The following is a 25,228-nucleotide window of genomic DNA, read 5'->3' on the forward strand; positions in this document are numbered from 1 at the left end:
TCTAGGTCATTCGCAACAGGCGGCGCTACCAGCGCTCCTCGGTGTCGCGGTCCGGTAGGTCTATTCCGCAGCACACCCAACCAAGGCGCTGCGCTGAACCGTAGTTGTACCGAGGCACCAGGTGAGCCGGATCATCGAAGGTACCGACGTGCAGCGCGATCTCGGTTGGCGACGCGTCGTAGCAAAGGCTGAGCGGCGACCCGCATTCTGGGCAGAAGCCTCTTTGCGCGATCGGCGAAGACCTTCGATATGTTGGCGTTCCGGAATTCCAGGTCAGGCTTTGGCAGGGCATCCAGGCAAGAACTGCAAACGCGCTGCCGGTCGCTCGCCTGCACATATCGCAGTGGCAGTAGTGAACCCTCGGTTCGATCCCGGCGCTGAATCGGATCCTGCCACAGAGACATCCGCCCTTGATGGCCAAGGAGCCGGGTAGGCGCTTGCCAACCTCACGCATCAAGATCGATCAAGGCGGCGCCGAACGCTCCGATCGCAGTCAAAGAGGCACTGCCGAGGTTTTGGTCGGTTGCGAAGGCTGTCAGCGCGCCGAACCCTTCGTCGCCGAGGTCGAGCACCACGACGAAAATTCTGTGCCCGCTGACCTGGTAGCGAGCTTGGGTTTCATCGCGTTCCGAACCTGTTGCGGGGGTGTTAATGGGCATGGTGCTCGGCATTCCGCTTGCGGGTTGCCGCTGCCTTCTTTGCCGATTCCGATCGGCTTGCGGCTGACCGTGAAGCCGATGCCTTGCCGCCGCTTTTCCCACCCTTGTGGGCCGCGGGGTGTCCGGTGTGTTTACCACGACCCGAGCCGCCTTCTTTCTTGCCGCCGCCATCGTCCTTGTTGACGGTCGCCCATGCCCGGCGCTCGGATTCCTTCTCGGAAACACCGCGCTTCTCATAGCCTGCGGCAATGTGGTCGGCCTTGCGTTCCTGTTTGTCGCTGTATTTCGATTTGTCGCCTCGTGGCATGGTCGTTCTCCTGGCTCAATGATGTTTGAACGGGATGCCGGCGGGAGAGTTCCAAGCGGAAATTCAGAAAACTGAAAACGCGGGCGAGGATTTCGACCAACGCGGAGCGCTATTGCTCCGGAGCCGTGGCGGGTGCCGTGTAGCGGCGGCGCACGGCACCGATCACGCGTTTCTTGAAGCGACCGAGCACGGCAAGCGTCTCCCTGGAGACGACGTCGTCGCGTGCCGTCTACTCGGTAGCCCAATGCAATGAAATACGTTCCGCGACCTCAGTAGCCACCGACCACCGGCAGGATCTCTCCCGTGATGTAACTCGAGCAATGCGACGAGGCGAGGAACACGTAAGCCGGGGCAAGTTCTTCCGGTTGCGCTGGCCGTTTCATCGGCGTATCCGCGCCGAATTTCGAGACGTCGTCGGCTTCCTTGTCCGAAGGGTTGAGCGGCGTCCACACCGGACCTGGCGCGACCGCGTTTACCCGGATGCCCTTGTCGATCAGATTGCCCGAAAGCGCTCGCGTGAAGGCATGAATGCCGCCCTTGGTCATCGAATAGTCAACCAGTTGCTTGGAACCGTCGATGCCGGTCACCGAACCGGTATTGATGATCGCGGAGCCCGGCTCCATGTGCGGCACGCTCTCCTGCGCCATATGAAAATAGCCGTAAAGATTGGTCTTCAGCGTCGTGTCGAAATGTTCCTCGGTCAGGTCGTTGAAGTCACTGGAATGGATTTGGAAAGCGGCGTTGTTGACCAGCACGTCGATCCTGCCGAATTTTTCGACCGTCAGCGCCACGGCGTTGCGGCAATGCTCGCGTTCACTGACATCGGCTTTTATCAGTAAGCAACGCCGGCCTTCCTTTTCGACGGCGTTTTTGGTCGCTTCGGCGTCCCTGTCTTCACTCAAGTATACGATCGCAATGTCGGCGCCCTCGCGGGCGAACAAGACTGCCACCGAACGGCCGATGCCGGAATCACCACCCGTGATAAGCGCTACCTTGTCGTCGAGTTTTTTCGATCCGAGGTAGTAAGGCGCATCGTAGAGCGGAGCGGGCTCGATCGCCCATTCATGCCCCGGTTTGGGTTGATGCTGCTCGGGAAAAGGCGGCTCGGGATATTTGCGGGCGCCGGCTTGCATCGCTTGTTGCATTTTGCCATTGCTCTTCGTCTCGTCTTTGGCGTCGATACCACGCTGGATATGGCGTTGCTTGGCGGCTTCAGCTGAAGTCTGCGACTTAGTCTGCATGGCTTTCTCCTGTGCTCGGAGAACGAACAACGCATGCCGGGCAAAAAAGTTTGCGCAAATATCTCGATCCCGAAAGGGCTCGCCATTGCGAACAGCCCGCGAGGAGCGTGGAGCATTGGTCGTCAATGAGACTGGAATTGCCATGCCGGTGGCGTTCAGACAAACACCACATTCATTACCCGCTCAAAGCACGCTCTTCTCAGAACCATAGGGTTTGGCAATGCGGACCATGCCTTTCGTCCGGAGGCGCTGGTATAAATAGAAAATCGTCATCAAGCCGATTGCTGTTCCAGCGCCAAGACACAGCGCGAGCAATAGTTCTGCACCGACACGAAACGCAAGCAGAGTAACGCCCGCCGCAGCGACGATGGCATTTATGAATGCGATCATAGTCGCTGCAGTGGTCAGGTACGCCAGGAGAGGCCCAGTACGAAGAGAAGGTTCGGCGTCATTTTCGGGCCAGCGACCGAATTCCTTGGAAAACTGGAAGGCAGCCTCGTCGCCCAAAGTTCGATAGTAGGCTCTGATCCGGGCAATGCCGATATGGGCCTGCATGTTCTCAGCGGCGATGTCGACCAACCTCAAGACGGTAAAGGCACCCAGTAAAAAGACCGATGGCAGCACAACCGCGACAAACGGCAGGAAGAACTCGGAGGACTGCGTAACAAAGCCCGTTGCCACCAGAGCGCTCGACAGAGACATAATGTAGATGGTCGTTCGCGACGCCATTTCACTTATAGACGTGCTGATCGCTGTCTGCTGCACGAAATGCTCTGTCGTCAGGGCCGCGAGAAACGAAGCATCGGGTGTCGGCGTGTCAGCCATGGAGTATGCTCCTGTCGGGTAGACCTGAGTTTTTCTTCGATATAGTGCTTGCGAGGCTGGCCGCCACTGGATGCTCCCGACGTCTGACCCATGCCGGTTTTATTGTGCCATATCCAGCGAGCCCGCATCACCGATCAAAAAGGGCCGATCATGTGGTCAGCAGATGCTGGCCATATCGCAGGCGAAATGTCTGCCGTGTTCAATCTGTATGGCCTCCTGTTGGGGATCCGGGTCGATGCGCATTCGCGGCGCGGTTGCAGTTGGGAGCGGTTCTGCGGCGGCGCTGATGCGAGTTCGCGCATTCGTGGCAGCGGCCTCGAAACGAATTCGGTCCCTAGGCCGGCAACGCGAATTCACCCGCAAGTTCAATGGTGCGGGCTTGCGGGCCGACTTTTCGGTGGCGAAGCCCATGACCACGGTCCACCAGACTCATAAATCAGCAGCCCGGATCCTGCCTACTGCGGTATCGCCAGGCCCTGCCGCAATCCTGTCGCCACGACTGAGACCCTGAATTTTCCGGCGAGTGCCCGGTCGAATATGGCGCCGACGATGATGTCGGCGTCGGCGTCGACCTCCTCGCGGATACGGGTGGCGGCCTCATCGACTTCGAACAGCGTCATGTCCATGCCGCCCGAGATCGAGACCAGGACGCCCTTGGCGCCGATCATCGAGGCTTCGTCGAGAAGCGGGTTTGCTATCGCCGCCTCGGCGGCTTTCCTGGCGCGGTCCTCGCCCGTGGCTTCCCCGGTACCCATCATCGCGCGGCCCATGTCGCGCATCACCGACTTCACATCGGCGAAGTCGAGATTGATCAGCCCCTCCTTGACGATGAGATCGGTTATGCAGCCGACGCCGGAATAAAGGACGCGATCAGCCATGGCGAAGGCGTCCGCGAAAGTCGTCTTTGCGTCGGCGATCCTGAAGAGGTTCTGGTTCGGAATAACGATCACGGTATCGGCGCATTCGCGAAGCTGCTCGATGCCCTCTTCGGCGGCTTGCATGCGGCGCTTCCCTTCGAAGGTGAACGGCTTGGTGACGACGGCCACGGTCAGGATGCCGGCTGCCCGTGCAGCGTTCGCTATGACGGGCGCGGCACCGGTTCCAGTTCCGCCTCCCATGCCGGCGGTCACGAAGCACATATGGGTTCCCGCAAGGTGGTCCCTGATCTCGTCGATCGATTCCTCGGCTGCCGCGCGGCCGACCGCCGGCAGGGACCCGGCGCCCAAGCCTTCCGTGACATGGGCGCCCAGCTGGATCAGCCGCGATGCTTTCGACATGGTCAGTGCCTGGGCATCGGTATTGGCGACGATGAACTCCGCACCCTGCAAATTTTCGGCAATCATGTTGTTGACCGCGTTGCCGCCGCCACCGCCGACACCGATAACGGTTATCTTCGGCCGCATTTCCGAGATGACGGGCCTTGCCGCGGTGCTCATCGTCTTGTCTCCTTGGAATTGATCGATAAAAAAGTTCCCGGAACGCGCCGCTTGAACACGCCAGGTGCAAGAATCAGGTTCTATCGCCTTGGCACAGGGAATCAGAGGGTGAACTTTGCGGCAAGACAAGATGTGGGACTTGTACCATATACGCCTGAACGAGCCGACCTTTTGGACGAGTCTCCAGCCAATTTCCGGAATTGGCCCGGCTTCTGGCCAGCGAAAATCCACAATCCGGGATCCAACCCCTTCAAGCTTCACGCGCCCGCCTCCCGCGCCAGAACCTTGAGAATCTGGCGGCCGATCGACGCCTGACGCTTAGCGGATCGGCATCTTGCCGCGAAACAACGGCTGATGGGCCCGCATCAGAGCGGCAATCCGGTCGGCAATCTTTCGTACTGGCGGGGAGTGGCGTTCCTCATGATGGGTGACGATCCACTGGTCGGTTTCGAGTTCGGGGATAGGCTGAGCGACGCGAACCAGCCGCGGATCGCTGTCGCCGACGAAACACGGAAACACGGAAAGGCCGGCGCCCGCGGCCACAAGTTCTCGCACCGAATGGGTGTTGTTGCCTCGCACGCCGATGCGGTCGCCGTGATGGGCTTGCAGCCAACGCGCCGAGGCGACGTTTGCTCCTTCGCCGGTGACGCCGACGAACAAGCCGGCAGCGATGCCGTTGATCAGGTGGCGTCCGGAATAAATGGCATACGCGACCTTGCCGCTCTGGCGGCCGGCCAGCCACTGTTCGGTTGGACGCTCGCTGCGGATGCCGATATCGGCGGCGCGGCGACCGATGTCGACCCGGTCGGTGGTGGTGACGAGTTCCACCCTGATGCCGTCATCGACCGTCCAGATTTCGCCGATATGGGCCGAAACGAAGGCCGAGGTCCAAGGCCCGGCCGAGACGCGGACAATGCGGTCGGGGAGGTTTCCCTCGCGCCAGCGGGTCAGCGACTGCATTGCTGCTTCGACGTCTTCGGCGCGCCGCAGCAGTTCTTCACCGACCGGGGTTAGCCGGTAGCCGGTCTGCTGCCGTACGAACAGCGCTTCGCCGATCTGCTTTTCGAGCGCGGTGACGCGTCGTCCGAGTGTGGCTGCGCTGAGGCGCGTGGTTGCCGTAGCCGCGCTCAGGCCACCCAGCCGCGCAACGTCGAGAAACAACCTCAGATCGTCCCAGCCAATATCCATTTTGCAGAAATGAAAAACTCCTTGCGGCCGTGGCTGTAGCGCGAAGCGGCCATCACGCGCAAGTATGCAGCCGTTGGAGGCGCTGGAAATTCCTGCCCTGGTGGGACAATGACAGGCACCTCGGTTGGCCAGGAAGTCAGTCCAATCCTTTGATCGTGCATACGCTTTGCGCGATTGCTTTGCGTTTTCGACCAACTCAAGAGCGTGAGGTATTTCGCTCTCAAGGAGACGATCATGTTGCATGAACTTCGACACCGTTTCGCCCGCTGGCTTGCCTATCGCCAGACGCTTGCGAGCTTGAGGCGGCTTCCAGACAGCATATTGGCGGATGCGGGCCTTTCTCGCGAAGAGCTCCGCGAGCGCGCCCGCGACGCCAGCCTGCGTCGCTGAGACTGGAGGCGGGCATGCAGAGAATGGAGCCGGCGGCGAGAAGCAATCAGGCGTCGTCTCCTCACTGCTGAGCTGCGGCTGAATGCGCCAATACGGTTGCCACGCTTGATGCCGCCGCAGTTTCGCTCCACATCGTGAGGGATGAAGACCGAGAAATCCGAGCGGCGTCGGACCTTGCTGTGGGCCTTGCCCGCATCGCTGGTCCTGCATGCGCTCATCACCGCGTTCCTGGTCTATGGCCTGCCCGTTCCTGCCCAGCAGCCGCAGGAGGAGGAACCGGTCAATGTCGCACTCGTCCCGCCACCCGAACCGCCGAAGCCTGAGCCCCCGCCGCCTCCAAAGCCTGAAGCGCAAAAGCAACCGGAACCGAAAGTAGAAAAGCCTGTAGCGGAAAAGCCGCCGGCGCTCGAGGTGCTGAAACCTGTATTCCAGTTCGGCGACAAGGATACCGGCCCCAGGAAATCCCTGGATGGAGCCAGCGCGCAGGATAATTCGCCGACACCGGTCAAGGACAAGGATACGAAGCCGCCAGGTGAGCCGAAGGACGTCGAGAGCAAACCCGCCACGTCGCCAGACTCCGGGGAGCCGGCGGGTACGACCAAGACCGAGGAGAAGCCGGCAACCGCAGCCTCCGAGCCGACCCAGGAGAAGCAGGCAACCGAGGACGCGAGCGAGCAGGGAGCAGACAAACAAGAGCCGCAAGATGCTGACAAGCAGGCAGCCGCGACGCCGTTGGCCACCCCCGGCGATGATGGTGAGATCGAGCTTCCTGCATCGGCCCAGGCGCCGAAGGCCAGGCCCGAAAACGCGCCGAAGCGCAGCCCTGCAAAGGTCTCGAAGCCTGGAGGCGGAGGCGCCAGGAAGCCTAGCTCCACGGAGGTGGCCTCAGCCGGGGCTTACTCGGGCCTTCCGGGCGTCCGCGAGCTCTTCTCGCACGGCGCTACCGGCAATGCATTCGGCACCACCGCGACCGACGGCATGCCTCGCGGTGAGCGCGTTGCCACACTTTGCGCCAACGTGTTGGCCGAGGAGCTGAAGGGCGCCGAGTTTTCTCCCGAGTGGCTACCAATGAGACCGCTGAAGTCGGGCAATATTGTTATAGATCCGGATGCGGCCTTTCGCGCAACGATCGGATGGTACCATGTGAGCTTCCGGTGTGAGGTCGACACCGACGCGACGCGAGTGTTGTCCTTCGACTCTCGTGTCGGGTCTGCCGCCTCGCCAGCCGAAAGCGCTCAGCTTGAACAGGAACTTCGCCGGCAGCATTCGGGGGGATAGCCTGCGCGTTATCATGCCCACGCGCTGGGCGACTGGTTTATGTAGCACCAAGGCGCTGTGATTGGGTGCCGCGTGGTTGCATCTCAATCCGCCGGGCGGTTGGCCTTGCGCCACTCCTCATATTCGCCGCGGGCATCGTCATGCAGCGGATAGTAGCGCTGCAGCGGTGCGCCCTGCATCAGCTTCTCTCGCGAGAACTCTTCCCAATCGTGATGCTTCCGGGATTCCTCGATCACCTTTGCGGCCATTGCGACGGGAAGCACAACCGCCCCGTCGTCGTCCGCCACTATGATGTCGCCGGGGATCACCGTGACACCGCCGCAGGCGATCGGAACGTTGACGGCGTTCGGATAGATGCTGGTTTGCACATGGTAGTTGGGCGTCCAGCCGCGCAGCCATAGCGGCAGATCGAGCTTTTCGACATTCGGCCGGTCGCGCATGCATCCATCGATGACGATGCCCGCGCCGCCTCTGCCCTTGAAGTAGGTCGACATCATATCGCCGAAGACGCCCGAGCTCATGTCACCGCGCGCGTCGACGACGACCACATCGCCTTCCTGCGCGTGGTAGAGCACGTGCCGGTGCAGTTGCGTTTCCGGGTCGGCGTATTCTCCCTCGCTGAAGAGGTCCGGCCGCTGCGGCAGGAACTGCAGCGTCAGCGCCGGCCCGACGATCGACTTCCCATGGTTCTGCGCCACCGGACCGACCATGTGCGGATTGCGGAAACCCATGTGGCCTAGCGTGCCGGCAACCGTCGCGGCGCCGATTTCCCTCAGGGCGTCAATGAGGTCTTTGGGCGGTCGCGTGATGTCAGGGGTATGCGTCATTGTGGACTCCGAATAAAAGGGGACTACCAGTTCGTAACAGACCCGTCGCGGCGCCTGAGGTGAGGCGCTTCCCAGAAACGAAAAGCCTCCGCCTGGACCGCCGCTTCGTTGACCTCGACGCCGAGGCCCGGCAGGTCGCTGACCGGATAGTCGGCACCGTCGAGCCGTGGCTGCACGGGGAAGAAGTCGGAATTGTCGAAGCCCAGCTTCGTCTCGGGTTCCCTGGTCTCGAGCCACGCGAAGTTGGGTACGGCGGCGGCGAGATGCAGGGTCGCGGCAGTGCACACCGGACCAAGCGGATTGTGCGGCATCAGGTCGACATAGTGCGCTTCGCTCCAGCCAGCGACCTTCATCGCCTCGGTAAGCCCGCCGACATTGCAGACATCGAGCCGGTTGAACTGATGGATGCCGCGCTCGATGTAGGGCAGGAACTGCCACTTGCTGGCAAATTCCTCGCCGATGGCAAACGGGATGTCGGTCATCCTGCGCAGGGATTCGTAGGCTTCAGGTGTCTCGTCTCGTATCGGCTCCTCGAGGAAATCCAGCACGCCGCGGCCGAGTTTGTTGCAGAAGCTCGCCGCCTCTGCCACCGACAGCCGATGATGATAGTCGATGCCGAGAACGACGTCGTCGCCAAGCGCCTCGCGCGCCTTGTTCAGCATGCTCGCGGTAGCGCCGATCGACTCGCGGGGTTCGAAGATGTCCCTGCTGCTTTGCCCTGCGGGGAAGAAGCGGATCGCCTGCCACCCCCGTGCGCGCAGCTCCCGGGCTCGTTCGATGGCGACGTCGCCCTCGGCCTCGTCTCCGGTCGAGGCGAAGGTGGGGATGCAGTCGCGCTGCTTGCCGCCCAGCAGTTCGTAGACAGGCACCCCCAGCGCCTTGCCCTTGATGTCGTGCAGGGCGATGTCGATGGCGGAAATCGCCGCCTGCAGAACGCGCCCGCCCTCGAAGTACTGGCTGCGATATGCCTCCTGCCAGATCCGCCCGATCTGCATCGGGTCGCGGCCGATGAGAAACTCGCGATAATGCTCGACCGCGCCGGCAACGGCCTTTTCGCGCCCGCTCAAGCCGCTCTCGCCCCAGCCGAAGACGCCCTGGTCGGTCTCGATCTTGACGAGCATCTGATTACGCGTTCCAACCCATACAGGATAGGGTTTGATCGCGGTGATCTTAAGCTTTTCAGTCATCCCCAACGTTCCCAATGAACCCCGTCTTGTCTCAGCCGGCCTTGAGGGCCAGTTCAGTTTCGCCATCGAACAGATGCAGCCGCTCCTGGTCGAACTCGAGCCAGATCTGCTCGTCAGGTGCGACGGAGATGTTGGGGGACACGCTGATGTTGACGATGGCGCCTGACAGCAACGCCTGCACGAAGGTGACGTCTCCGGTCGGCTCCACTGTATAGGCCCTGGCCGGGACGCTGCCTGGCACCGCGCTCTTGTGGAGCCTGATGGTCGAGTGACGTGCGCCGAGCACGACTTTCCTCGACGTTGCCTTCGCAACCTTCCGGGCGTTGAGCGGCGAGAGCTCAAGGCTCCAGCCCTCCGCGCCGGTCAACGCAGTGTTGCCGTTTGCTGTCGATGCCTCCAGTGGAACAAGGCTCATCGCCGGGCTGCCGATGAAGCTGGCGACGAACATGTTCACCGGATGGGCAAAGACCTGCGCCGGAGAATCGTATTGCAACAGGTAGCCGCCGTTCATCACCGCCATCTTGTCGGCCATGGTCACGGCTTCGAGCTGGTCGTGCGTGACATAGATGATGGTCGCCTTGAGGTCCTGGTGGAAGCGCTTGATCTCCGAGCGCATCTGGACCCGCAGTTTGGCGTCGAGGTTGGAGAGCGGCTCGTCCATGAGGAAAACGGCAGGGTCGCGGACGAGGGCGCGCCCCAAGGCGACACGTTGCTGCTGCCCGCCTGAAAGTTCGCGCGGCTTGCGCTCGAGCAGGTGCGTCATGTCGAGCACGCGCGCCGCTTCCTTGACCTTCCTGTCGATCTCGTCCCTGGGCAGCTTGCGCATCTGCAGCGGGAACGCCAGGTTCTTGTAGACCGATTTCTGCGGGTAGAGCGCGTAGTTCTGGAACACCATCGCGATGTCCCGGTCCTTGGGGTCGAGGTCGTTGACCACGCGGTCGCCGATGACGATGTCGCCCGATGTGACCGGGATCAATCCCGCGACAAGATTGAGCGTGGTTGTCTTGCCGCAGCCCGAAGGGCCGACGAGCGCAACGAACTCGCCGTCATTGACCGTCAGCGAAACGTCGTTGACAGCTTTGAAGCCGCCATAGGTCTTGACGAGATCTCTCAGGACCACGTGGGCCATCGGCAACTCCCTACGGCATGATGCCGAAAAGTGTGAAGCGGTTTTCGGACGACATCATGCTCTACCTCTTTGATTTAGAGGCGGATTCAGATTTGAGGTCGAACAGACCTGAAATCATCCGGCTCTAGTGTTTGACCGCGCCTTCTGTAAGGGCGCGTACGAAGTATCGTTGCAGGAGGAGGAACAGCACCACGACGGGCACGCTCATCATGAAGCTGGCCGCCATCAGGCCCGGAAAGTCCGTCGTATTCTCCGAGAAGAAACGCTGTATGCCGACCGGCAGGGTCAACTGCTCGTTCTTGGAAAGGAAGGTGTAGGCATAGATGTACTCGTTCCAGGCGCCAATGAAGGAATAGATCGCGGTGGCGATGATTCCGGGCGTCGAGAGAGGCATCACGATCAGGATGAAGGCCTGGAACCGGGTCGCCCCATCGATCCGCGCCGCCTGCTCGAGCTGCACCGGAATGTTGTCGTAAAAGCCCTTGAGCAGCCAGATCGCCAGCGGCAGGCCGAAGGTGAGATAGGTGAGAATGAGCGAGCCATGCGTGTTCACCAGCCCGATCGCGCGCATCAGGATGAAGAGCGGCACGAGAAAGATCACCGCCGGGAACATGTTGCGCAAAAGCACGGTGAAGAACAGGAAGTTTCGACCGGGGAAACGAAAGCGCGAAAACGCGTAGGCCGCAGGAACGGCCACGATCACCGAAAGGATTGTGGTGACCGTGGACACGTAGAGGCTGTTCCAGAAAAAACGCAGGAAGTCCTGGCCGACGCTGTTTTGCGGATCGAGCAGCTTTTGGTAGCTGGCCAGGGTAGGCTCTTCCGGCCACCATTGCGGCGGGAACTGCATCGCCGCGAAGCCGGACTTGATCGAGGTGATCAGCATCCAGATCATCGGCAACGCGGTGTAAAGCAGCATGAACACGAGGAAGATGCGCCCGGCCCAACGCCATCCGTCGATGCGCATGCGGCGCCGGGCCGGACGTCGAGGGACTGTCTCGACGATCGTGCTCATGCGCTCCCCTCTTTGCGCTCGTTGCCGGCCAGCGCACGGACGTAGAAGTAGCCCAGCACCATCAGCATGAGGAACAGGAGTACCGAATAGGCCGATGCGACGCCCCATCGCTGCCGGCCGAAGGCGAGCTCATAAATGTGGGTGATCCAGATGTGCGAAGCGTTCGACGGCCCGCCACCGGTCATGATCCACGGGATGATGAAGGAATTGAAATTAGCCACTGCGAGCAGCAGGATCGTCACCGTCGAGACGTTGCGCAGATGCGGGAAGGTGACGTGCCAGAAACGCTGCCATGCATTGGCCCCGTCGACTTCCGCGGCGCGCAACAACTGGTCGGGGACCGTCTGCAAACCGGCCATCATCATGATCATGGCAAACGGAAACTCGCGCCAGATATTGACGACAATCAAGGAGGGCAGCACCGTGCTGACGTTGTCGATGAAGTTCGGCGGCCGGTCAGCCAATCCGAGGCCGACCAGCACCGCGCCGATGATGCCGAAGTCCGAATGGTAGATCCACTTCCAGATATAGGAGGCGGCAACCGCGCTGATGACCCAAGGAATGATCAGGATAGCGCGCAGGACACCCCGGCCGATAAACTCGCGGTGGAGGGCCAGCGCGGCGGCAAATCCCAAGGCAAAGGCAACGAAGGTGGATGCGATCGTCCAGATCAGGGTGTTCAAGGTGACTTTCCAGAACACCTGGCTGGTGAGGATGGCCGTGTAGTTGTCCAATCCGATGAAGGTCTTGTCGCGGAGCTGCAGGCCAGGCGGCGTCTTAAAGAACGACAGCTCGACCGTGTAGTAGATCGGATAGGCGATGACGATGAGCATCACGGCGATCGCTGGAAGCACGTATGCGTAGTCGGCGCGATGCTCCCAGATATTCCGCAGCACGCCGGAGCTACCGGGTTGCAATCTTCGGCGAGCCTCGGCCTTGCCGGTCACGATCGTCACGATGGCGTGCCCTTGTTGTTCGGAGCAAACCGGCTGCACGCACTATCGGCACAGCCGGTCGGATCGCAGGTCAGGCCCGGACTAGAGTCCGTCCATCAGGTTCTTCACCTTCTCGGCCGCGTCGTCCGCTGCCTGGTCGACGGTCATCGCTCCGGTCAGGGCGTTCTGCAGCATGTCCGGGACGATGATATTCATGATCTCGGGCGATTGCGGCAGCGCCGGGAACGGAATGCCGTATGGCAACATCGAGGTGGTGACATCGAGGAACTTGATGTTGTCCAGCCGTTCCTTCATCCATTTGGTCTTGAAGCCGTTGAGGTTGCCCGGGTTCGAGCCGGCATACGCCATCTTCAACGACCATTCAGGGCTCGTCCACATGCAGATGATGGCCTTTGCGGCCGGCTCGTCCACCTTGCCGCCCTCGACATATTCGGGCTTCAGGATGTGAATGTTCGAGCCGCCAAACACGACGGCCCGCTTGCCGTCGGGGCCGGTCGGAATCAGGCCATAGCGCATGTTGTCGATGACAGTCTGCGCCTTGTCCTTGTCGGCGCCCGTTGCCTTCTTCTGCAGGTCGAGCATGACGTTATAGTCGGACGGGTGCGAGACCATCATGCCGAGTTGGCCGGCGACGAACAGGGGCTGGTTATCGGCCTGCTGGTTGGTGAGGGCCGAGACCGGAACCGACTTGTCGCGAACATACATGTCGTAGGAGGCTTGCAACGCCGCCTTGCTCTGCGGGCTATTGAGCTCGACCTCCTTATAGGTCGGGTTCGCGGAGGCTTCGTCGAAGACACCGCCGCCATAGGCCCATAGTTGCGGCATGAAGCGGTACGGCGTGTTGCCGGCGTTCTTGCGCGCCACGAGGCCGTAGCCGGCTATGCCGAGCTTGTCATGGATCTGCTTGGAATATTTGACGACGTCGTCCCAGGTAGCCGGAGCCTTGTCCGGATCGAGGCCCGCACGCTTGAAAATGTCGGCGTTCCAGATGAACGCCATCGTCTCATTGTTGGTGGGAATGCCGTAGGTCACGCCATCCCAGGTTACCCCCTTCATGGCGCCGGGCCAGAAATCCTCTGTGGGATAGCCCACATCTTCCGGCTTGAGCGGCTGCAGATAACCCTTCGAGGCGAACTCGGTTCCGCCCAGGATTTGCAGGCGGACCGCCATCGGCGCGGCATTGCCGAGCAGCGCCGTGCGGAACTTGTCGAGAAGGTCGTTGTAGGTGAGGGCCTGATCCTCGAGCTGGATGTTCGGATAGGTCTTGCGGAAGGTCTCGAAGAAATCCTTGTAGTACTGGCGCAGGAGATCGGGGTCGCCCTCGAACACACCCTGATACCAGAACGTCAGTCGCCCCTTGTAGTCGAGCGGAGTGACCTTGCCGCAATCGGCGGCCGTGTCGAAATCCTGTGTTCCGGCGATGGAGCGCACATATTCCGGCGACCACTTACTCAAATCGACCGGCGGCGAACCCAATGCCGATCCCGACATCAGCGACGCCATCAAAGCAGTGGCTACAGTGCCGCGCAGGACGGCACCGCCGAGTGTAATCCTCGTCATAGTATCCTCCCAGATTCTCCCATGCCGCCGTGCGCCAAGGGGCTCGTTCGACCGTGCGGGATGCGTCCTCAGCTCAATGTATCCCTTCGATCATCTGGTACGTTTTCAGATCGTGGATTGCCTGTCAACGCACCCGATCGTACATTGTTTGCAAAACCCGTGTATGATATCGAGCATGTGATGTACTAATCGGGGGGGCGGCTTTGGCCGAAACAAGTGATTTCAAAGCAGAGCCACCCGTGGGGATTGATCCCATCGGGGCGTCCAGCGAGGGCGCCTCGCTTTATGAGCTGATCCGGGAAGACATCATCGAGGGACGGCTCGCCGCCAACGAACGGCTTGTGGTCACCGATCTCGCCCGGCGTCACGGCACCTCGACCAACCCCGTACGCGAGGCGCTGCAGCTGTTGCGAGGGGAGGGCTTCGTCACCTTTGTCGCCAACCGTGGCGCGCGCGTCCGGCCCATAGACCAGGATTTTGTCCGGGATATCTACGAGATCGGAGTCCTGATCGAGCCGGCCCTGACGCGATGGTTCGTGAACATGGCGACCGGCGAGGACATCGCCGAACTCGAACGCATCCAGGCTCTGATCGAAGAGAACAACTTCACCGACACATTGCGGCACAGTGAACTGGATACCGCCTTCCACACCGTAATGTACCAGCGCCACTACAACCGCCATGCCGCCGAGCTTTGGTGGAAGCATCGCGAAGTGCTGCGAGCCGTGAGCCGGCGTTTCAATTTCACGCTCGCGCGGCGGGCCGCCATCATGCGTGAACACCGCGAGCTCATCGCGCATATCAGAGCGGGAAATGCCGACGAGGCGGCCGAGCTCATTGCCCGCCATGTCGAGGGTTCCGGCCGGCACGTTCTCGAACAGATGCGTGCGCGCAACGCCGCTCGGGCCGGATAGAACTTCCAGCCCAGAAAATCATTGGTCCGGCCATCAGACAGAGGTAGTTGAGAGATGAAAATCACGAGCGTTCGGCCGTGGCTGATCAAGTCCGATGCTTCCTATTGGGGAGAGTTCCTGTTCGTCGAGGTGACGACCGACGAAGGGGTGAGTGGCTGGGGGGAAATCACCACCACCACAAGGCTCGCCAACCGCGCGCTCTGCACGATCCTGCGGCAGATCGGTGTTGCCGTCACAGGTGAGGATCCGGCGCGCATCGAGCATCTCTGGCACAAGATTTTCCGCAGCTTCACCTATATGGGCAGCCGCGGCGCCGCAGTCGAATGCGTGAGCGCTATCGACATAGCGCTCTGGGACATTCGCGGCAAAGTTCTAGGCAAGCCGATCTACGAGCTGCTGGGCGGACCGGTGCGCGATGAAATCGCGCTCTATACCCATCCCAACCAGGCCAAGTTTACCAGCAAGGAGGCTGTGGTCCGCGAAATTCGAGACATCGTCGAATCCGGGCACACCGGGCTGAAGTTCGATCCTTTCCCCCACCAGGGTCGCACCGCCGATGGCTTGGCGCGCGAACAGCGGGACGGCTACCTCGATGGCAGCATGACCCGCAAGGACGAGCGCGAGGCCGCCGTATTGACGGCTCTGATCCGCGAAACGGCGGGGCCCGATGTCGACATTCTCATCGATGCGCATGGCCGCTTCGACGTCCCCACCGCCATTCGCCTCTGCCGGAGCCTCGAGGAAGCCGGCCAGATCGACTGGTTCGAGGAGCCTTGTCCGCCCGAGAGCCTCAATGCCCTCAAGCAGGTGCGTGAGAAGGTCAGCGCCGCTATCTCGTGGGGCGAGCGCGGCCACACCAAGTGGGATTTCGTGCCGGTGCTCGAGAACAGGCTTGCGGACTACATCATGCCGGACGTTACCTGGACCGGCGGCATTACCGAACTGAAGAAGATTTCCGCCCTGTGCGAAGCGTACTATATCCCGGTCTCGCCCCATGACGCCGCGGGACCGATCAACGTGGTTGCGGGAGCGCAGGTGATGATGACGGTTCCCAACTTCTACAAGCTCGAAACGTCGCAGTGGAACCTCGATAAATACAATCACCTCATCGACGAGCCACTCGATGTCTCGAACGGCAGCCTCAAGCTGACGTCGAAGCCGGGTCTGGGCGTCGAGATGAACCGAGACTACCTGCAGGCCCACGAGATAGAGCTTGGCTAGCAACGCTTATGCAGGCCGGGGGTGCGGGGCGCCACCAATCAGAACGAGGATAAGCCATGGCAAAGACGGGTAGCGCCGGCGAGGCGCTCAATCGGGTAAATACGAACTCCAGGCCGAGCGACCTGCGCATCACCGACCTGCGCGTTGCCGAGATCGTCGGCGCGCCGTTCACCTCGGCGCTGATCAAGATCTATACCAACCAGGGCATTGTCGGCCTGGGCGAAGTGCGCGACGGCGCCAGCGCGACCTATGCGCTGATGCTCAAGAGCCGGTTGCTGGGCGAGAACCCTTGCGACGTCGACCGGCTGTTCCGCCGCATCAAACAATTTGGCGGCCATGGGCGGCAAGGTGGCGGTGTCTCGGCAATCGAGATCGCGCTTTGGGACCTCGCCGGCAAGGCGTATGGCGTGCCGATCTACCAGATGCTGGGAGGACGGTTTCGCGACAAGGTGCGTGTCTATTGCGACACCGACGCGGACAAGCCCAGCGGCACCGAGACCGGAAAGCGGCTCAAGGCGCGGATGGATCTCGGTTTCACCTTCCTCAAGATGGATCTCGGTCTGGCGCAGATTTCGCACATATCGGGCGCAGTGGTGGCGCCGGCCGGCGTGCTCGACGGTTTCCGCAGCCATGCCGCGCGCGGTCCGGCACGCACGCTGGACGAGCGCCGGGCGCGTAATGCCGCCTATGACGCGCAAAACGTGCCGCATCCCTTCACCGGCCTCCACTTCACCGAAAAGGGCATCGACCTGCTCGACCAATATATCCACGAGGTCCGCGAGGTGATCGGCTACGAGGTTCCGCTCGCCATCGACCATGTCGGCCACATCTCGCTGCAGGACGGCATCCGTCTGGCCCGGCGGATCGAGAAATACGCACCGGCCTGGCTCGAGGACGTGATCCCCTGGCAGTACACCGAGCAGTATCGGCAGTTGCAGCAGGCGACCTCGGTGCCGATCTGCACGGGTGAGGACATCTACCTCAAGGAAGGCTTCGAGCCGCTGCTCAACGCCGGCATCTCGGTCATCCATCCGGATCTGCTGACCACCGGCGGCATTCTCGAGACCAAGAAGATCGGCGACGCGGCGCAGGAGCATGGCGTCGCCATGGCCATTCACATGGCGGAAAGCCCGATCGCGGCAATGGCCGCCGCGCATGTCGCGGTGGCGACGGAAAACTTCATGGCGCTCGAATATCACAGCGTCGAAGTCGACTGGTGGGACGATATCGTCACCGGCCTGCCCAAGCCGCTGGTCAAGGATGGCTTCATCACCGTGCCCGACAAGCCTGGTCTGGGCATCGACGACATCGTCGACGAAGTGATCAGCCAGCACCTGCAGCCCGGCGTCACCGGCATCTGGCAACCGACCGATCACTGGGACGACGAATACTCCTGGGACCGCACCTGGAGCTGACTCTACACTTCTCTCCTCGGAGGGAGAGGTGAACAGAAGGATGGACCATGATCTACGAACTTCGCATTTACGACTGCGTGCCGGGCCAACTGCCGGCGCTGCTCAAGCGTTTCAACGACCATACCTTGGCGCTGTGGGATAGACATGGCATCCGCCAGGCCGGGTTCTTCACCACGGTGGTCGGCGAAAACAGCAATCGACTGACCTATTTCGTCGCCTGGGAATCCCTTGCCGAGCGCGAAGTGAGATGGAAGGCCTTCACCACCGATCCGGCATGGCTCGAGGCCCGCGACGAGTCCGAGCGCGATGGCCCGATCCTGGCCAATATTTCCAGCCAGTTTCTCGCGCCAACCGCCTTCTCGTCGGTGAAATAGAGGACATCATGAAGATCACCGATCTCAGGTGCGCCGTCATCGGCAGGCACCCCATCGTGCGCATCGTCACCGACGAAGGCCTCCATGGCCTCGGCGAGGTCGAGTACACCAAGCCTTATCTGAAACCCTGGGCGCTGCATTTCCGCGACGCGCTGATCGGCGAGGACCCGACCGATGTCGAACGCGTGATGTTGAAAATCCGCCAGCGCGGCTCGTTCAAGCCCTACGGCGCCGCCGTCAGCGCTATCGAGCATGCGCTGTGGGACATCGCCGGCAAGGCGGCAGGCGTTCCGGTCTACAAGCTGCTCGGCGGCAAGGTGCGCGACAAGGTGCGGGTCTATAACGGTTCCATCCGCAAGAAGCGCACCGGCGACAGGCCGGAGGATTACGCGGCCGACGTCAAATGGATGATGGAGCGGCCGGAAGGTTTCTTCATGGTCAAGCAAGGCATCAGCTTTCATTCCAACATGAAGACCAGCGTCCCCGACTTCCACTACGGCGTGCGTCAGCCGCCGACCTATCACGGCGCGATGGACCAGGGGCAGATCAGCGAGCGCGGCATGGCGCATATGATCGAATGCGTCATCGCCATGAAGGATGTGCTCGGCGATAAGGTCTCGCTGGCGCTGGATTGCGGCCCCGGCTGGTTCCTGCCCGACGCCATCCGCTTCGCGCGGGCCGTCGAAAAATACAATCTGATGTGGCTGGAGGATATGCTGACCGGCGACTACGTGCCGTGGGTCAATCCGCAGGCCTACCGCGAACTCACCACATCGACGTCCACCCCCATCCACACCGGCGAGCAGATCTACCTGCGCCATAACTTCAAGGAACTGATCGAGACCCAGGCGGTCCGTGTCATCGGTCCGGACCCCGCCGATATCGGCGGCATCGCCGAGCTCAAATGGGTGGCCGAGCACGCCTACATGCACTCGATCATGATGGCGCCGCACGGCACGGCGAACGGTCTGCTGGGCCTCGGCGCGCTGATCAATGTCTGCGCCACGCTGCCGGCCAACTACATCGCCTTCGAATATCCCAGCGCCTCCGACCCGTGGTGGGAGGACATCGTCATCGGCCTGCCCAAGGGGCAGATCGTCAGGGATAGTATGGTGGACTTGCTCGAAGCTCCGGGACTCGGCCTCGACATCGACGCCAAGGCGGCGAAGAAATACCTGTCGGAAGAGGACGCCGGTTTCTTCGACCGATAACGATCCGACGCGACCTGAGCGTCAAGGGCTATCGAAGGGCTCGCATACATGGGTGAGCGTCCACGCCGTGCCGCCTATTTCGTTTCGGGCAGCATCTCGTCCATCAACTGCTTGACGGCGTCGGCGGATCTTTTCATCCCGGCTTCGTCCATGACCCATCCCGCGAAACGTTCCAGCAAGGTGGCGAACGTTACCAGGTCCTGCTCATCCCATTGTGCCAGCGATCCGGCGAAAATCCGCCATTTGGTCTGGCGCACCGCCGCCACCAAGCGCTCGCCCTTGGGGGTGAGTTTGAGGCGGATGCGCCGGGCATCGCGTTGCGATGCGACACGGCATGCATAGCCGCGCTCGACGAGGTCGGCCGAGATGCGGCTGGCGCGCGACGGGTCGATCTCGAGGCGCTCGGCGATGAGGCCAACCGTCACCTCGTCCTGCTGGTTATCGCTGAAAACCGGATTGTTCGCGATGGCGCCGATCGCATCGAGATGGCTCACTTCCAGCGAAGGGTCTACGCGCGCCAGGATCATGCGGCCGAAGTCGCGGCGCTGGATCGAGCGGCGCACCTTGCCCATCACCGCATCGATGGCGGCCACGGCCTCGGCCGCCGGTTCGGACAGGCCGCTGCCGCGCGCCAGATCGGCGAGATCCCGGTCGCCGCGCGTCTGGAACAGGGCTGGAAATCGGTCCGGACTGCCGGATGCGTTGCTGCTCATCCCATAGCGCGTTAGCAAGATTATATGTAGATGTCAATTATATGCTACGCGCACATATCTGGTTGACACCTCCTGGTTGCGGGCACATAAATCGCGCCCCAAGTTACGGAGACACCGATGACTGTCGAGCAGACGCTGCCGGATGCGCGGCCCGTGGAGGCCCAAGCCAGGCCCGACCTTACGACCTTGATCGTCTATTTCGGCGCGTTGGTCGCCATGTTCATGGCCACCATCGACATGCAGATCGTCGTCACCGCCTTGCCCACCATTGCCGGCGAACTCGGCAATCTGCATTTGTTTGGCTGGGTCGGTGCCGCCTACCTGCTCTCGACCGCCGCGGTCTCGCCATTCTACGGCAAGCTTGGCGACATGTATGGCCGCAAGAATGTCGTGCTGACGGCGATCGGCTTGTTCCTGGTGGGCTCGCTGGTCTGCGGCATGGCTTGGTCGATGGAGAGCCTGATCGCCGCGCGCGTGCTGCAGGGCATCGGCGGTGGCGGCTTGATGGTCTCGGCCTTCGCCATGATCGGCGAACTGTTTTCGCCGCGCGACCGCGCGAAATACCAGGGCTACAGTTCGGCGGTGTTCGCGCTGTCATCAGTGCTCGGCCCGTTGGCCGGCGGCTACATCACCGGCCTGTTCGGCTGGCGCTGGGTGTTCCTGGTCAATCTGCCGATAGGGATCATCGTGCTGGCTGTGCTGGCCTTCGCCATGCGCAGCCGGTTCAACGAAAAACGGCACCGCATCGACTATCTCGGCGGCGCGCTGCTCGCCACCGGCACGACGGCGATTGTTTATTGGGGCTACCACGTGCTCGACCCCAGCGGACCGGACCTCATCACCTTCGCGCTGCCGCTGCTGGCACTAGGCGCCATCACCTTGTTCGTCATGGTCGAGCGGCGGGCCGAAGAGCCGATCGTACCTCTGCGGCTGTTCGGCAATTCGACGGTCAGCATCGTCTCGGGCGTGTCGCTGGTCGCCGGAACGGTGACGCTGGGCATGTTCTTCTATTTCGCCCTCTACATGCAGACGCTGACGGGTCTCAGCCCGGCCGAAGTCGGCTTCCTGTTCCTGCCGGCGTCGCTGACATCGATGGTCATCTCGATCGTGGCCGGGCGGGTGATCGCGGCAACCGGCCGCTACAAATGGATGCCGGTGGTCGCCATGGGTATTGGCGGGTTTCTGATGCTGGGCTTCGTCCTCACCAACCAGCACACGTCGATCTGGGTGCTGGCGACGATGATGGCAGTGTTCGGCATCAGCATGGGTCTGCAGTTCCAGGTGCTGATCGTGGCGATCCAGGCGGCAGCACCGCTGCAGGATATCGGCGCGGTGACATCGCTGATCACCCAGGCGCGGACGCTCGGAGCATCGCTCGGACTGGCGCTGAACGGCGCGGTGATGATCTGGGCGCTGAACCGGCAGACAGCCGAGCTTCCTGCAGACGCCGCCGCCCTGCTGCCGGGTGGCCTGAACGGGTTGACGCCGCACCTCGCATCGAGCCTGCCGGGCGCGATCCGCGAAGTGGTGCTCGACCATTACTCCAGTGGCTTCAACGTGATGTTCATCTGGGTGGCGGCGCTCTATTTCGTGGCCATGGGGCTGACGCTGCTGCTCGAGGACAAAGAGATCCCGAAGCGGGGCTGAGCCAGAGTATGTCCATGCGCTGGGTTTAGGCATTTGGCGATGATCTGAAATCACCGAGGAGGACAGCCATGATCATCGACACTCATCTGCACCTGATCGACCTGTCGGCGCTGCGCTATCCCTGGCTCAGCCGCGAGCCGGCGCTCAACCGCGATTTCCCGCACGCAGAATATGCGATCCAGGCCCGCCGCGCCGGCATCGAGGCCGCGCTGCATATGGAGGTCGACGTCGATGAAGCCGACATCCAGGCCGAGACCAGCCATGTGAAGGCGCAGTCGCTGGAAAAGGGCACGCTGTTGCGCGGGGCGATCGCCTCCTGCCGTCCGGAGGAGGCCGGCTTCGCCGCCTATCTCGAGCGCCAGCAAGCCGATCCCTTCGTCAAGGGGTTCCGCCGCGTGCTGCATGTCATGCCGGACGAGCTTTCGGACAGCGCGCTGTTTCGCGAAAACATCAAGCGGCTTGCCGGCACAGGCCTGACCTTCGACTTCGTCGTCCTGCCGCATCAGATTCCAAGGGCGGTTGCGCTCGCCGATCTGGCGCCGGATGTGCAGTTCGTGCTCGACCATTGCGGCGTGCCCGACATCAAGGCCAGTGCGGAACATCCGTGGCGCGAGCATATGAGTGAGATCGCGCGGCGTCCCAATGTCATCGGCAAGATCTCCGGCGTCGTCGCCTATGCCGATGCCGGCTCATGGACAGTCGAGACCTTGCGCCCCTATGTCGAGCACACGATCGGCTGCTTCGGCTGGGACCGCGTCGTGTGGGGCAGCGACTGGCCGGTGTGCACGCTTGGCGGTGGCCTTGCGACCTGGGTGGCGGCGACGCATGCGTTGATCGCTGGAGCAAGTCCTGAGGAGAGAACGAAACTGCTGTCGGGCAATGCCAAGCGGATGTGGAAGCTGTAGCGCGGTCGGACACCGATTGCCTGCAAGCGCGCAGAACGCCATGATAGCGCTACTTCACGCCAATACCTGCCGTCAGGCCGCCATCGATCCTGTAGTCCGCGCCGGTGCAGAAACCGGCCTTCGACGAGCACAGGAAGGCGATGAGTTCCGCCACTTCCTCCGGTTCACCGATACGGCCGAGCGGATGCGCCGCGCCGAAGCGCTTGTAGGCCTCTTCGACATCGGCATCGCTGCCGCCGTCACCGCGCGCAGCCTTCTCCAGGATCGGCGTGCGGATCGAGCCCGGGCTGACCGAATTGACGCGGATGCCTGATGCCGCGTAGTCGAGCGCCAGCGAGCGCGTCAGCGTGTGGATGGCGCCCTTGGTCGTGGCATAGGCGGCGACGTTCTGCTGGCAGGCAAAGCCCTGCACCGAGGCGACGTTGACGATGGCGCCGCCTCCGCGCTTGATCATTTCCGGAATGCCGAAATGCGCGGTCAGGTAGATCGAGCCGACATTGACCGTCATCGTTCGGTTCCAGGTTTCCCAGTCGGTGGTCGTCGCCGTGCCATAGGGATGGACGGCGGCTGAATTGACGATGACATCCAGGCCGCCGAACTTCGCGACGCCAGCCGCGACCGCGTCGCGCACCTGATCGGAGACGGACACATCGGTGTCGATGACCAGCACCGCGGCACCAGCACTTTCTAGTTGCGCTTTCATCGCCGCGTTGGCGGCGCGGTCGATGCCGCAGGCGATGATTGCGGCGCCACCGGCCGCAAGGCGTGTGGCGGTTGCCAGGCCGATTCCGGTCGTCCCGGTCACCAGGGCGACCTTGCCGTCGAAATCCGTCATTTCTAAAAACTCCTCCATTTTCTATCGACTCCCATCGGGGTCCAACAATAAGTTGCCAACCTGTCGCAGAAGGAAAGCCGAAATGGAACAATGCTGGCGCTGGTATGGGCCCGATGATCCGGTGACGCTCGATCATGTCAAGCAGGCGGGCGCCACCGGCGTGGTCTCGGCGCTCCACCATATCTATGACGGCCGGGCGTGGCCTGAGGCCGAAGTGCTGGAGCGCAAGCGCATTATCCAGGAAGCAGGACTGACCTGGTCGGTCGTCGAGAGCATTCCGGTCCATAATTCCTTCAAGATCGGCGCGCAGGAACGCGAGCGCTATGCCGGCTATTACCGCGATTCGATCCGCGCGCTGGCCAGGGCCGGCATCGCCACGATCTGCTACAATTTCATGCCGGTGGTGGACTGGACCCGCACCGATCTAGCCTACCGTCTGCCGACGACAGGCTACGCCCTGCGTTTTGATGCCGTTGATTTCGCCGCCTACGATCTGTTCGTGCTGAAGCGCAAGAACGGTGCTGACAGCTATACGCCGGCGCGTATTGCGCAAGCGGAAGCGCGGCTGAAGGAATTGTCGCCAGAGAAGATGGACCAGATCGAGCGCAATCTGATCGCCGGCCTGCCGGCTACAGAGCGCAAGTATGACCGCGACAGTTTTCGCGAGGCGCTTGCGGACTATGACGGAATCGGGCCGAAGGAGTTGCGCGGCAACCTCGCGTGGTTCCTGCGCGAGATCATTCCGGTGGCGGAAGAGGAGGGGGTGCGCATGTGTATCCACCCCGACGATCCGCCGTTTTCGCTCTACGGCCTGCCGCGCGTCGTTTCGACCGCCGAGGATGCGCGTTTCATTCTCAATGCCGTCGACAGCCAGGCCAATGGGCTGACGTTCTGCACCGGGTCCTACGGCACGCGCGCCGACAACGACATCGTCGCCATGGTCAAGGAATTCGGCGACCGCATCCACTTCGCCCATCTGCGCAACATCACCATCGAGGACGACGGCTCGTTCTACGAGGCCGAGCATCTCGAAGGCGGCACCGACATGGCGCATGTCATCCTGGCGCTGATGCAGGAGGAGGCGCGCCGCCGCAAGGAGGGCCGCGCCGACTGGCAAATCCCGATGCGGCCGGACCATGGCCACCTGCTCGCCGACGATATCGGCAAGACAAGGATCAATCCCGGCTACTCGCTGATCGGCCGCCTGAAGGGTTTGGCCGAATTGCGCGGCATCATGCGGGCCGTGGAAACGTTTGGGCTGGCTTGAAGGGGCAACGAACTGCGTTCAATGCCGACGCCGGCTCAGCGTGCGTCGCTGTAGATAATGCGGCCGGCGCGGAATGTCGTCCGATGACAATCAGATACCACGCTCGATCACGATCGCCCGGTCGCGGTGAGGCTCGTGATACAGCCGGTTGCCCTCATGGATTTGCACGGCCCTTAGTACGGCGCGCGGCTCGCTGACGGACGAGGAACCTAGCCGTTCGCCCCACGACCTGGCGGCGTGCTATTGTGTAGTGAAGTTCCGTTGCCCCGAGGTGAGCTAGAGGGGTACTCGGAAATCAAGTATGAATCATGAATAATGCAGTATTGATTTACGTTCGTGCAAGCAAAGGAACTGTAGTGATGGATGGGCACGACGGTCGTCGGAATGCGTTAAAGAAACTATACGTTTTCTCGATGCTTTTCGTTTTATTCACTTCAACATTGGTTATTTACGGAATTGGCGGATGGGTGGTTGCGTTTGGCAGCAGTGACTTCCGAGAAAGCCATGGTAGGAGAGGTATTTTTTTGGTTTTGTTAGCATGCTGCATGTTTTATGGATATATAAAGTATGACGAACATGAAACAAAAATCAGAATAAAACGGGATGAGCGCAAAGCTCTTGTGGTGAGATTTAAGCAGATTGTTTTAATTATATTTGTGTCCTTGTTTGTCCTTTTAATTGCCTAGAGATAATCTCACTATCGGAATGCGAACAATCATGGCGAAAGC

General features: G+C 61.6%; 26 protein-coding genes. 11 read left to right on the forward strand and 15 right to left on the reverse strand.

All coding sequences use genetic code 11. The annotated features are described in order from the left end of the window. Positions 1-25 precede the first annotated feature (25 nt). The 7 genes from NKI35_RS06080 to NKI35_RS06110 form a co-directional block, all read right to left on the reverse strand. Positions 26-454: a GFA family protein gene (locus NKI35_RS06080; RefSeq protein ID WP_084566308.1), complete on the reverse strand. Its 429-nt coding sequence runs from the start codon at positions 452-454 to the stop codon at positions 26-28. Continuing rightward, positions 447-659 carry a PPC domain-containing DNA-binding protein gene (locus tag NKI35_RS06085; RefSeq protein WP_156932421.1) on the reverse strand — a complete coding sequence of 71 codons (213 nt, stop codon included), beginning with the start codon at positions 657-659 and terminating at the stop codon, positions 447-449. Before NKI35_RS06085 ends, NKI35_RS06080 begins: the two co-directional genes overlap by 8 nt. Continuing rightward, positions 649-966 (reverse strand): hypothetical protein, encoded by a 318-nt coding sequence (locus NKI35_RS06090; protein WP_023687854.1) that lies wholly within the window; start codon positions 964-966, stop codon positions 649-651. The genes NKI35_RS06085 and NKI35_RS06090 overlap by 11 nt, the downstream gene beginning before the upstream one ends. A gap of 269 nt (positions 967-1,235) precedes the next feature. Continuing rightward, positions 1,236-2,207, reverse strand: coding sequence for an SDR family oxidoreductase (locus tag NKI35_RS06095; protein ID WP_352739189.1), 972 nt, complete (start codon positions 2,205-2,207; stop codon positions 1,236-1,238). Positions 2,208-2,390: 183 nt separating this feature from the next. Continuing rightward, complete coding sequence (locus tag NKI35_RS06100) at positions 2,391-3,032, reverse strand: hypothetical protein (RefSeq protein WP_023702102.1); 642 nt, start codon at positions 3,030-3,032, stop codon at positions 2,391-2,393. 455 nt (positions 3,033-3,487) lie between these two features. Beyond that, entirely contained in the window at positions 3,488-4,468 is a 981-nt protein-coding gene (gene ftsZ, locus NKI35_RS06105; RefSeq protein ID WP_031193049.1) for a cell division protein FtsZ, read from the reverse strand. A gap of 318 nt (positions 4,469-4,786) precedes the next feature. Further along, positions 4,787-5,656, reverse strand: a complete 870-nt coding sequence (locus NKI35_RS06110) for a LysR family transcriptional regulator (RefSeq protein ID WP_023748088.1) — start codon at positions 5,654-5,656, stop codon at positions 4,787-4,789. Positions 5,657-5,890: 234 nt separating this feature from the next. Here NKI35_RS06110 and NKI35_RS06115 point away from each other — a divergent pair, with 234 nt between their 5' ends. Both NKI35_RS06115 and NKI35_RS06120 read left to right on the forward strand, forming a co-directional pair. Next, positions 5,891-6,046 (forward strand): YjiS-like domain-containing protein, encoded by a 156-nt coding sequence (locus NKI35_RS06115; protein WP_023681184.1) that lies wholly within the window; start codon positions 5,891-5,893, stop codon positions 6,044-6,046. 141 nt (positions 6,047-6,187) lie between these two features. Continuing rightward, the gene (locus NKI35_RS06120; protein ID WP_352739069.1) at positions 6,188-7,324 is read left to right on the forward strand and encodes a DUF930 domain-containing protein; all 1,137 of its coding nucleotides are present in this window, start codon (positions 6,188-6,190) and stop codon (positions 7,322-7,324) included. Between the two features lie 83 nt (positions 7,325-7,407). Here the strand turns inward: NKI35_RS06120 and NKI35_RS06125 are convergent, their stop codons facing one another. The 6 genes from NKI35_RS06125 to NKI35_RS06150 form a co-directional block, all read right to left on the reverse strand. Next, entirely contained in the window at positions 7,408-8,151 is a 744-nt protein-coding gene (locus NKI35_RS06125; RefSeq protein ID WP_352739071.1) for a ribonuclease activity regulator RraA, read from the reverse strand. Between the two features lie 23 nt (positions 8,152-8,174). Continuing rightward, the gene (locus NKI35_RS06130) at positions 8,175-9,338 is read right to left on the reverse strand and encodes a mandelate racemase/muconate lactonizing enzyme family protein (protein ID WP_352521513.1); all 1,164 of its coding nucleotides are present in this window, start codon (positions 9,336-9,338) and stop codon (positions 8,175-8,177) included. Positions 9,339-9,369: 31 nt separating this feature from the next. Continuing rightward, positions 9,370-10,467, reverse strand: a complete 1,098-nt coding sequence (locus NKI35_RS06135) for an ABC transporter ATP-binding protein (protein WP_023830845.1) — start codon at positions 10,465-10,467, stop codon at positions 9,370-9,372. A 124-nt stretch (positions 10,468-10,591) separates the two neighbouring features. Further along, complete coding sequence (locus NKI35_RS06140) at positions 10,592-11,482, reverse strand: carbohydrate ABC transporter permease (RefSeq protein WP_023714612.1); 891 nt, start codon at positions 11,480-11,482, stop codon at positions 10,592-10,594. Further along, positions 11,479-12,438: a carbohydrate ABC transporter permease gene (locus tag NKI35_RS06145; RefSeq protein WP_023681191.1), complete on the reverse strand. Its 960-nt coding sequence runs from the start codon at positions 12,436-12,438 to the stop codon at positions 11,479-11,481. The genes NKI35_RS06140 and NKI35_RS06145 overlap by 4 nt, the downstream gene beginning before the upstream one ends. An 81-nt stretch (positions 12,439-12,519) precedes the next feature. Further along, a complete protein-coding gene (locus NKI35_RS06150) occupies positions 12,520-13,998 on the reverse strand; it encodes an ABC transporter substrate-binding protein (protein ID WP_352739074.1) in 1,479 nt (492 codons plus the stop codon). A gap of 203 nt (positions 13,999-14,201) precedes the next feature. Here NKI35_RS06150 and NKI35_RS06155 point away from each other — a divergent pair, with 203 nt between their 5' ends. Genes NKI35_RS06155 through NKI35_RS06175 form a run of 5 tightly spaced genes read left to right on the forward strand, consistent with a single transcriptional unit; the run spans position 14,202 to position 19,133 of the window. After that, positions 14,202-14,912, forward strand: coding sequence for a GntR family transcriptional regulator (locus tag NKI35_RS06155; RefSeq protein WP_352739076.1), 711 nt, complete (start codon positions 14,202-14,204; stop codon positions 14,910-14,912). A 54-nt stretch (positions 14,913-14,966) separates the two neighbouring features. Next, positions 14,967-16,133, forward strand: coding sequence for a mandelate racemase/muconate lactonizing enzyme family protein (locus tag NKI35_RS06160; RefSeq protein WP_352739078.1), 1,167 nt, complete (start codon positions 14,967-14,969; stop codon positions 16,131-16,133). Positions 16,134-16,189: 56 nt separating this feature from the next. Next, complete coding sequence (locus NKI35_RS06165; protein ID WP_352739080.1) at positions 16,190-17,548, forward strand: mandelate racemase/muconate lactonizing enzyme family protein; 1,359 nt, start codon at positions 16,190-16,192, stop codon at positions 17,546-17,548. A 47-nt stretch (positions 17,549-17,595) separates the two neighbouring features. Then, the gene (locus tag NKI35_RS06170) at positions 17,596-17,922 is read left to right on the forward strand and encodes an NIPSNAP family protein (protein WP_352459544.1); all 327 of its coding nucleotides are present in this window, start codon (positions 17,596-17,598) and stop codon (positions 17,920-17,922) included. An 8-nt stretch (positions 17,923-17,930) separates the two neighbouring features. Further along, positions 17,931-19,133 (forward strand): mandelate racemase/muconate lactonizing enzyme family protein, encoded by a 1,203-nt coding sequence (locus NKI35_RS06175; protein ID WP_352739082.1) that lies wholly within the window; start codon positions 17,931-17,933, stop codon positions 19,131-19,133. A gap of 74 nt (positions 19,134-19,207) precedes the next feature. On the opposite strand, the gene NKI35_RS06180 is transcribed toward NKI35_RS06175, so the two are convergent. Further along, positions 19,208-19,846 (reverse strand): MarR family winged helix-turn-helix transcriptional regulator, encoded by a 639-nt coding sequence (locus tag NKI35_RS06180; RefSeq protein WP_352739084.1) that lies wholly within the window; start codon positions 19,844-19,846, stop codon positions 19,208-19,210. 117 nt (positions 19,847-19,963) lie between these two features. On the opposite strand from NKI35_RS06180, the gene NKI35_RS06185 reads away from it, so the two are divergent. Both NKI35_RS06185 and NKI35_RS06190 read left to right on the forward strand, forming a co-directional pair. Continuing rightward, positions 19,964-21,493 carry an MDR family MFS transporter gene (locus tag NKI35_RS06185; protein ID WP_050587667.1) on the forward strand — a complete coding sequence of 510 codons (1,530 nt, stop codon included), beginning with the start codon at positions 19,964-19,966 and terminating at the stop codon, positions 21,491-21,493. A gap of 68 nt (positions 21,494-21,561) precedes the next feature. Continuing rightward, a complete protein-coding gene (locus tag NKI35_RS06190) occupies positions 21,562-22,398 on the forward strand; it encodes an amidohydrolase family protein (protein ID WP_023681200.1) in 837 nt (278 codons plus the stop codon). A gap of 49 nt (positions 22,399-22,447) precedes the next feature. Here the strand turns inward: NKI35_RS06190 and NKI35_RS06195 are convergent, their stop codons facing one another. Beyond that, a complete protein-coding gene (locus NKI35_RS06195; protein WP_023691366.1) occupies positions 22,448-23,233 on the reverse strand; it encodes an SDR family NAD(P)-dependent oxidoreductase in 786 nt (261 codons plus the stop codon). 82 nt (positions 23,234-23,315) lie between these two features. On the opposite strand from NKI35_RS06195, the gene uxuA reads away from it, so the two are divergent. Both uxuA and NKI35_RS06205 read left to right on the forward strand, forming a co-directional pair. Then, entirely contained in the window at positions 23,316-24,500 is a 1,185-nt protein-coding gene (gene uxuA / locus NKI35_RS06200; protein ID WP_023687892.1) for a mannonate dehydratase, read from the forward strand. Positions 24,501-24,808: 308 nt separating this feature from the next. Next, positions 24,809-25,186, forward strand: coding sequence for a hypothetical protein (locus tag NKI35_RS06205; RefSeq protein ID WP_156033774.1), 378 nt, complete (start codon positions 24,809-24,811; stop codon positions 25,184-25,186). Positions 25,187-25,228: the final 42 nt, after the last annotated feature.

Source organism: Mesorhizobium sp. M0676, from assembly GCF_040320535.1.
Classification (GTDB): domain Bacteria; phylum Pseudomonadota; class Alphaproteobacteria; order Rhizobiales; family Rhizobiaceae; genus Mesorhizobium.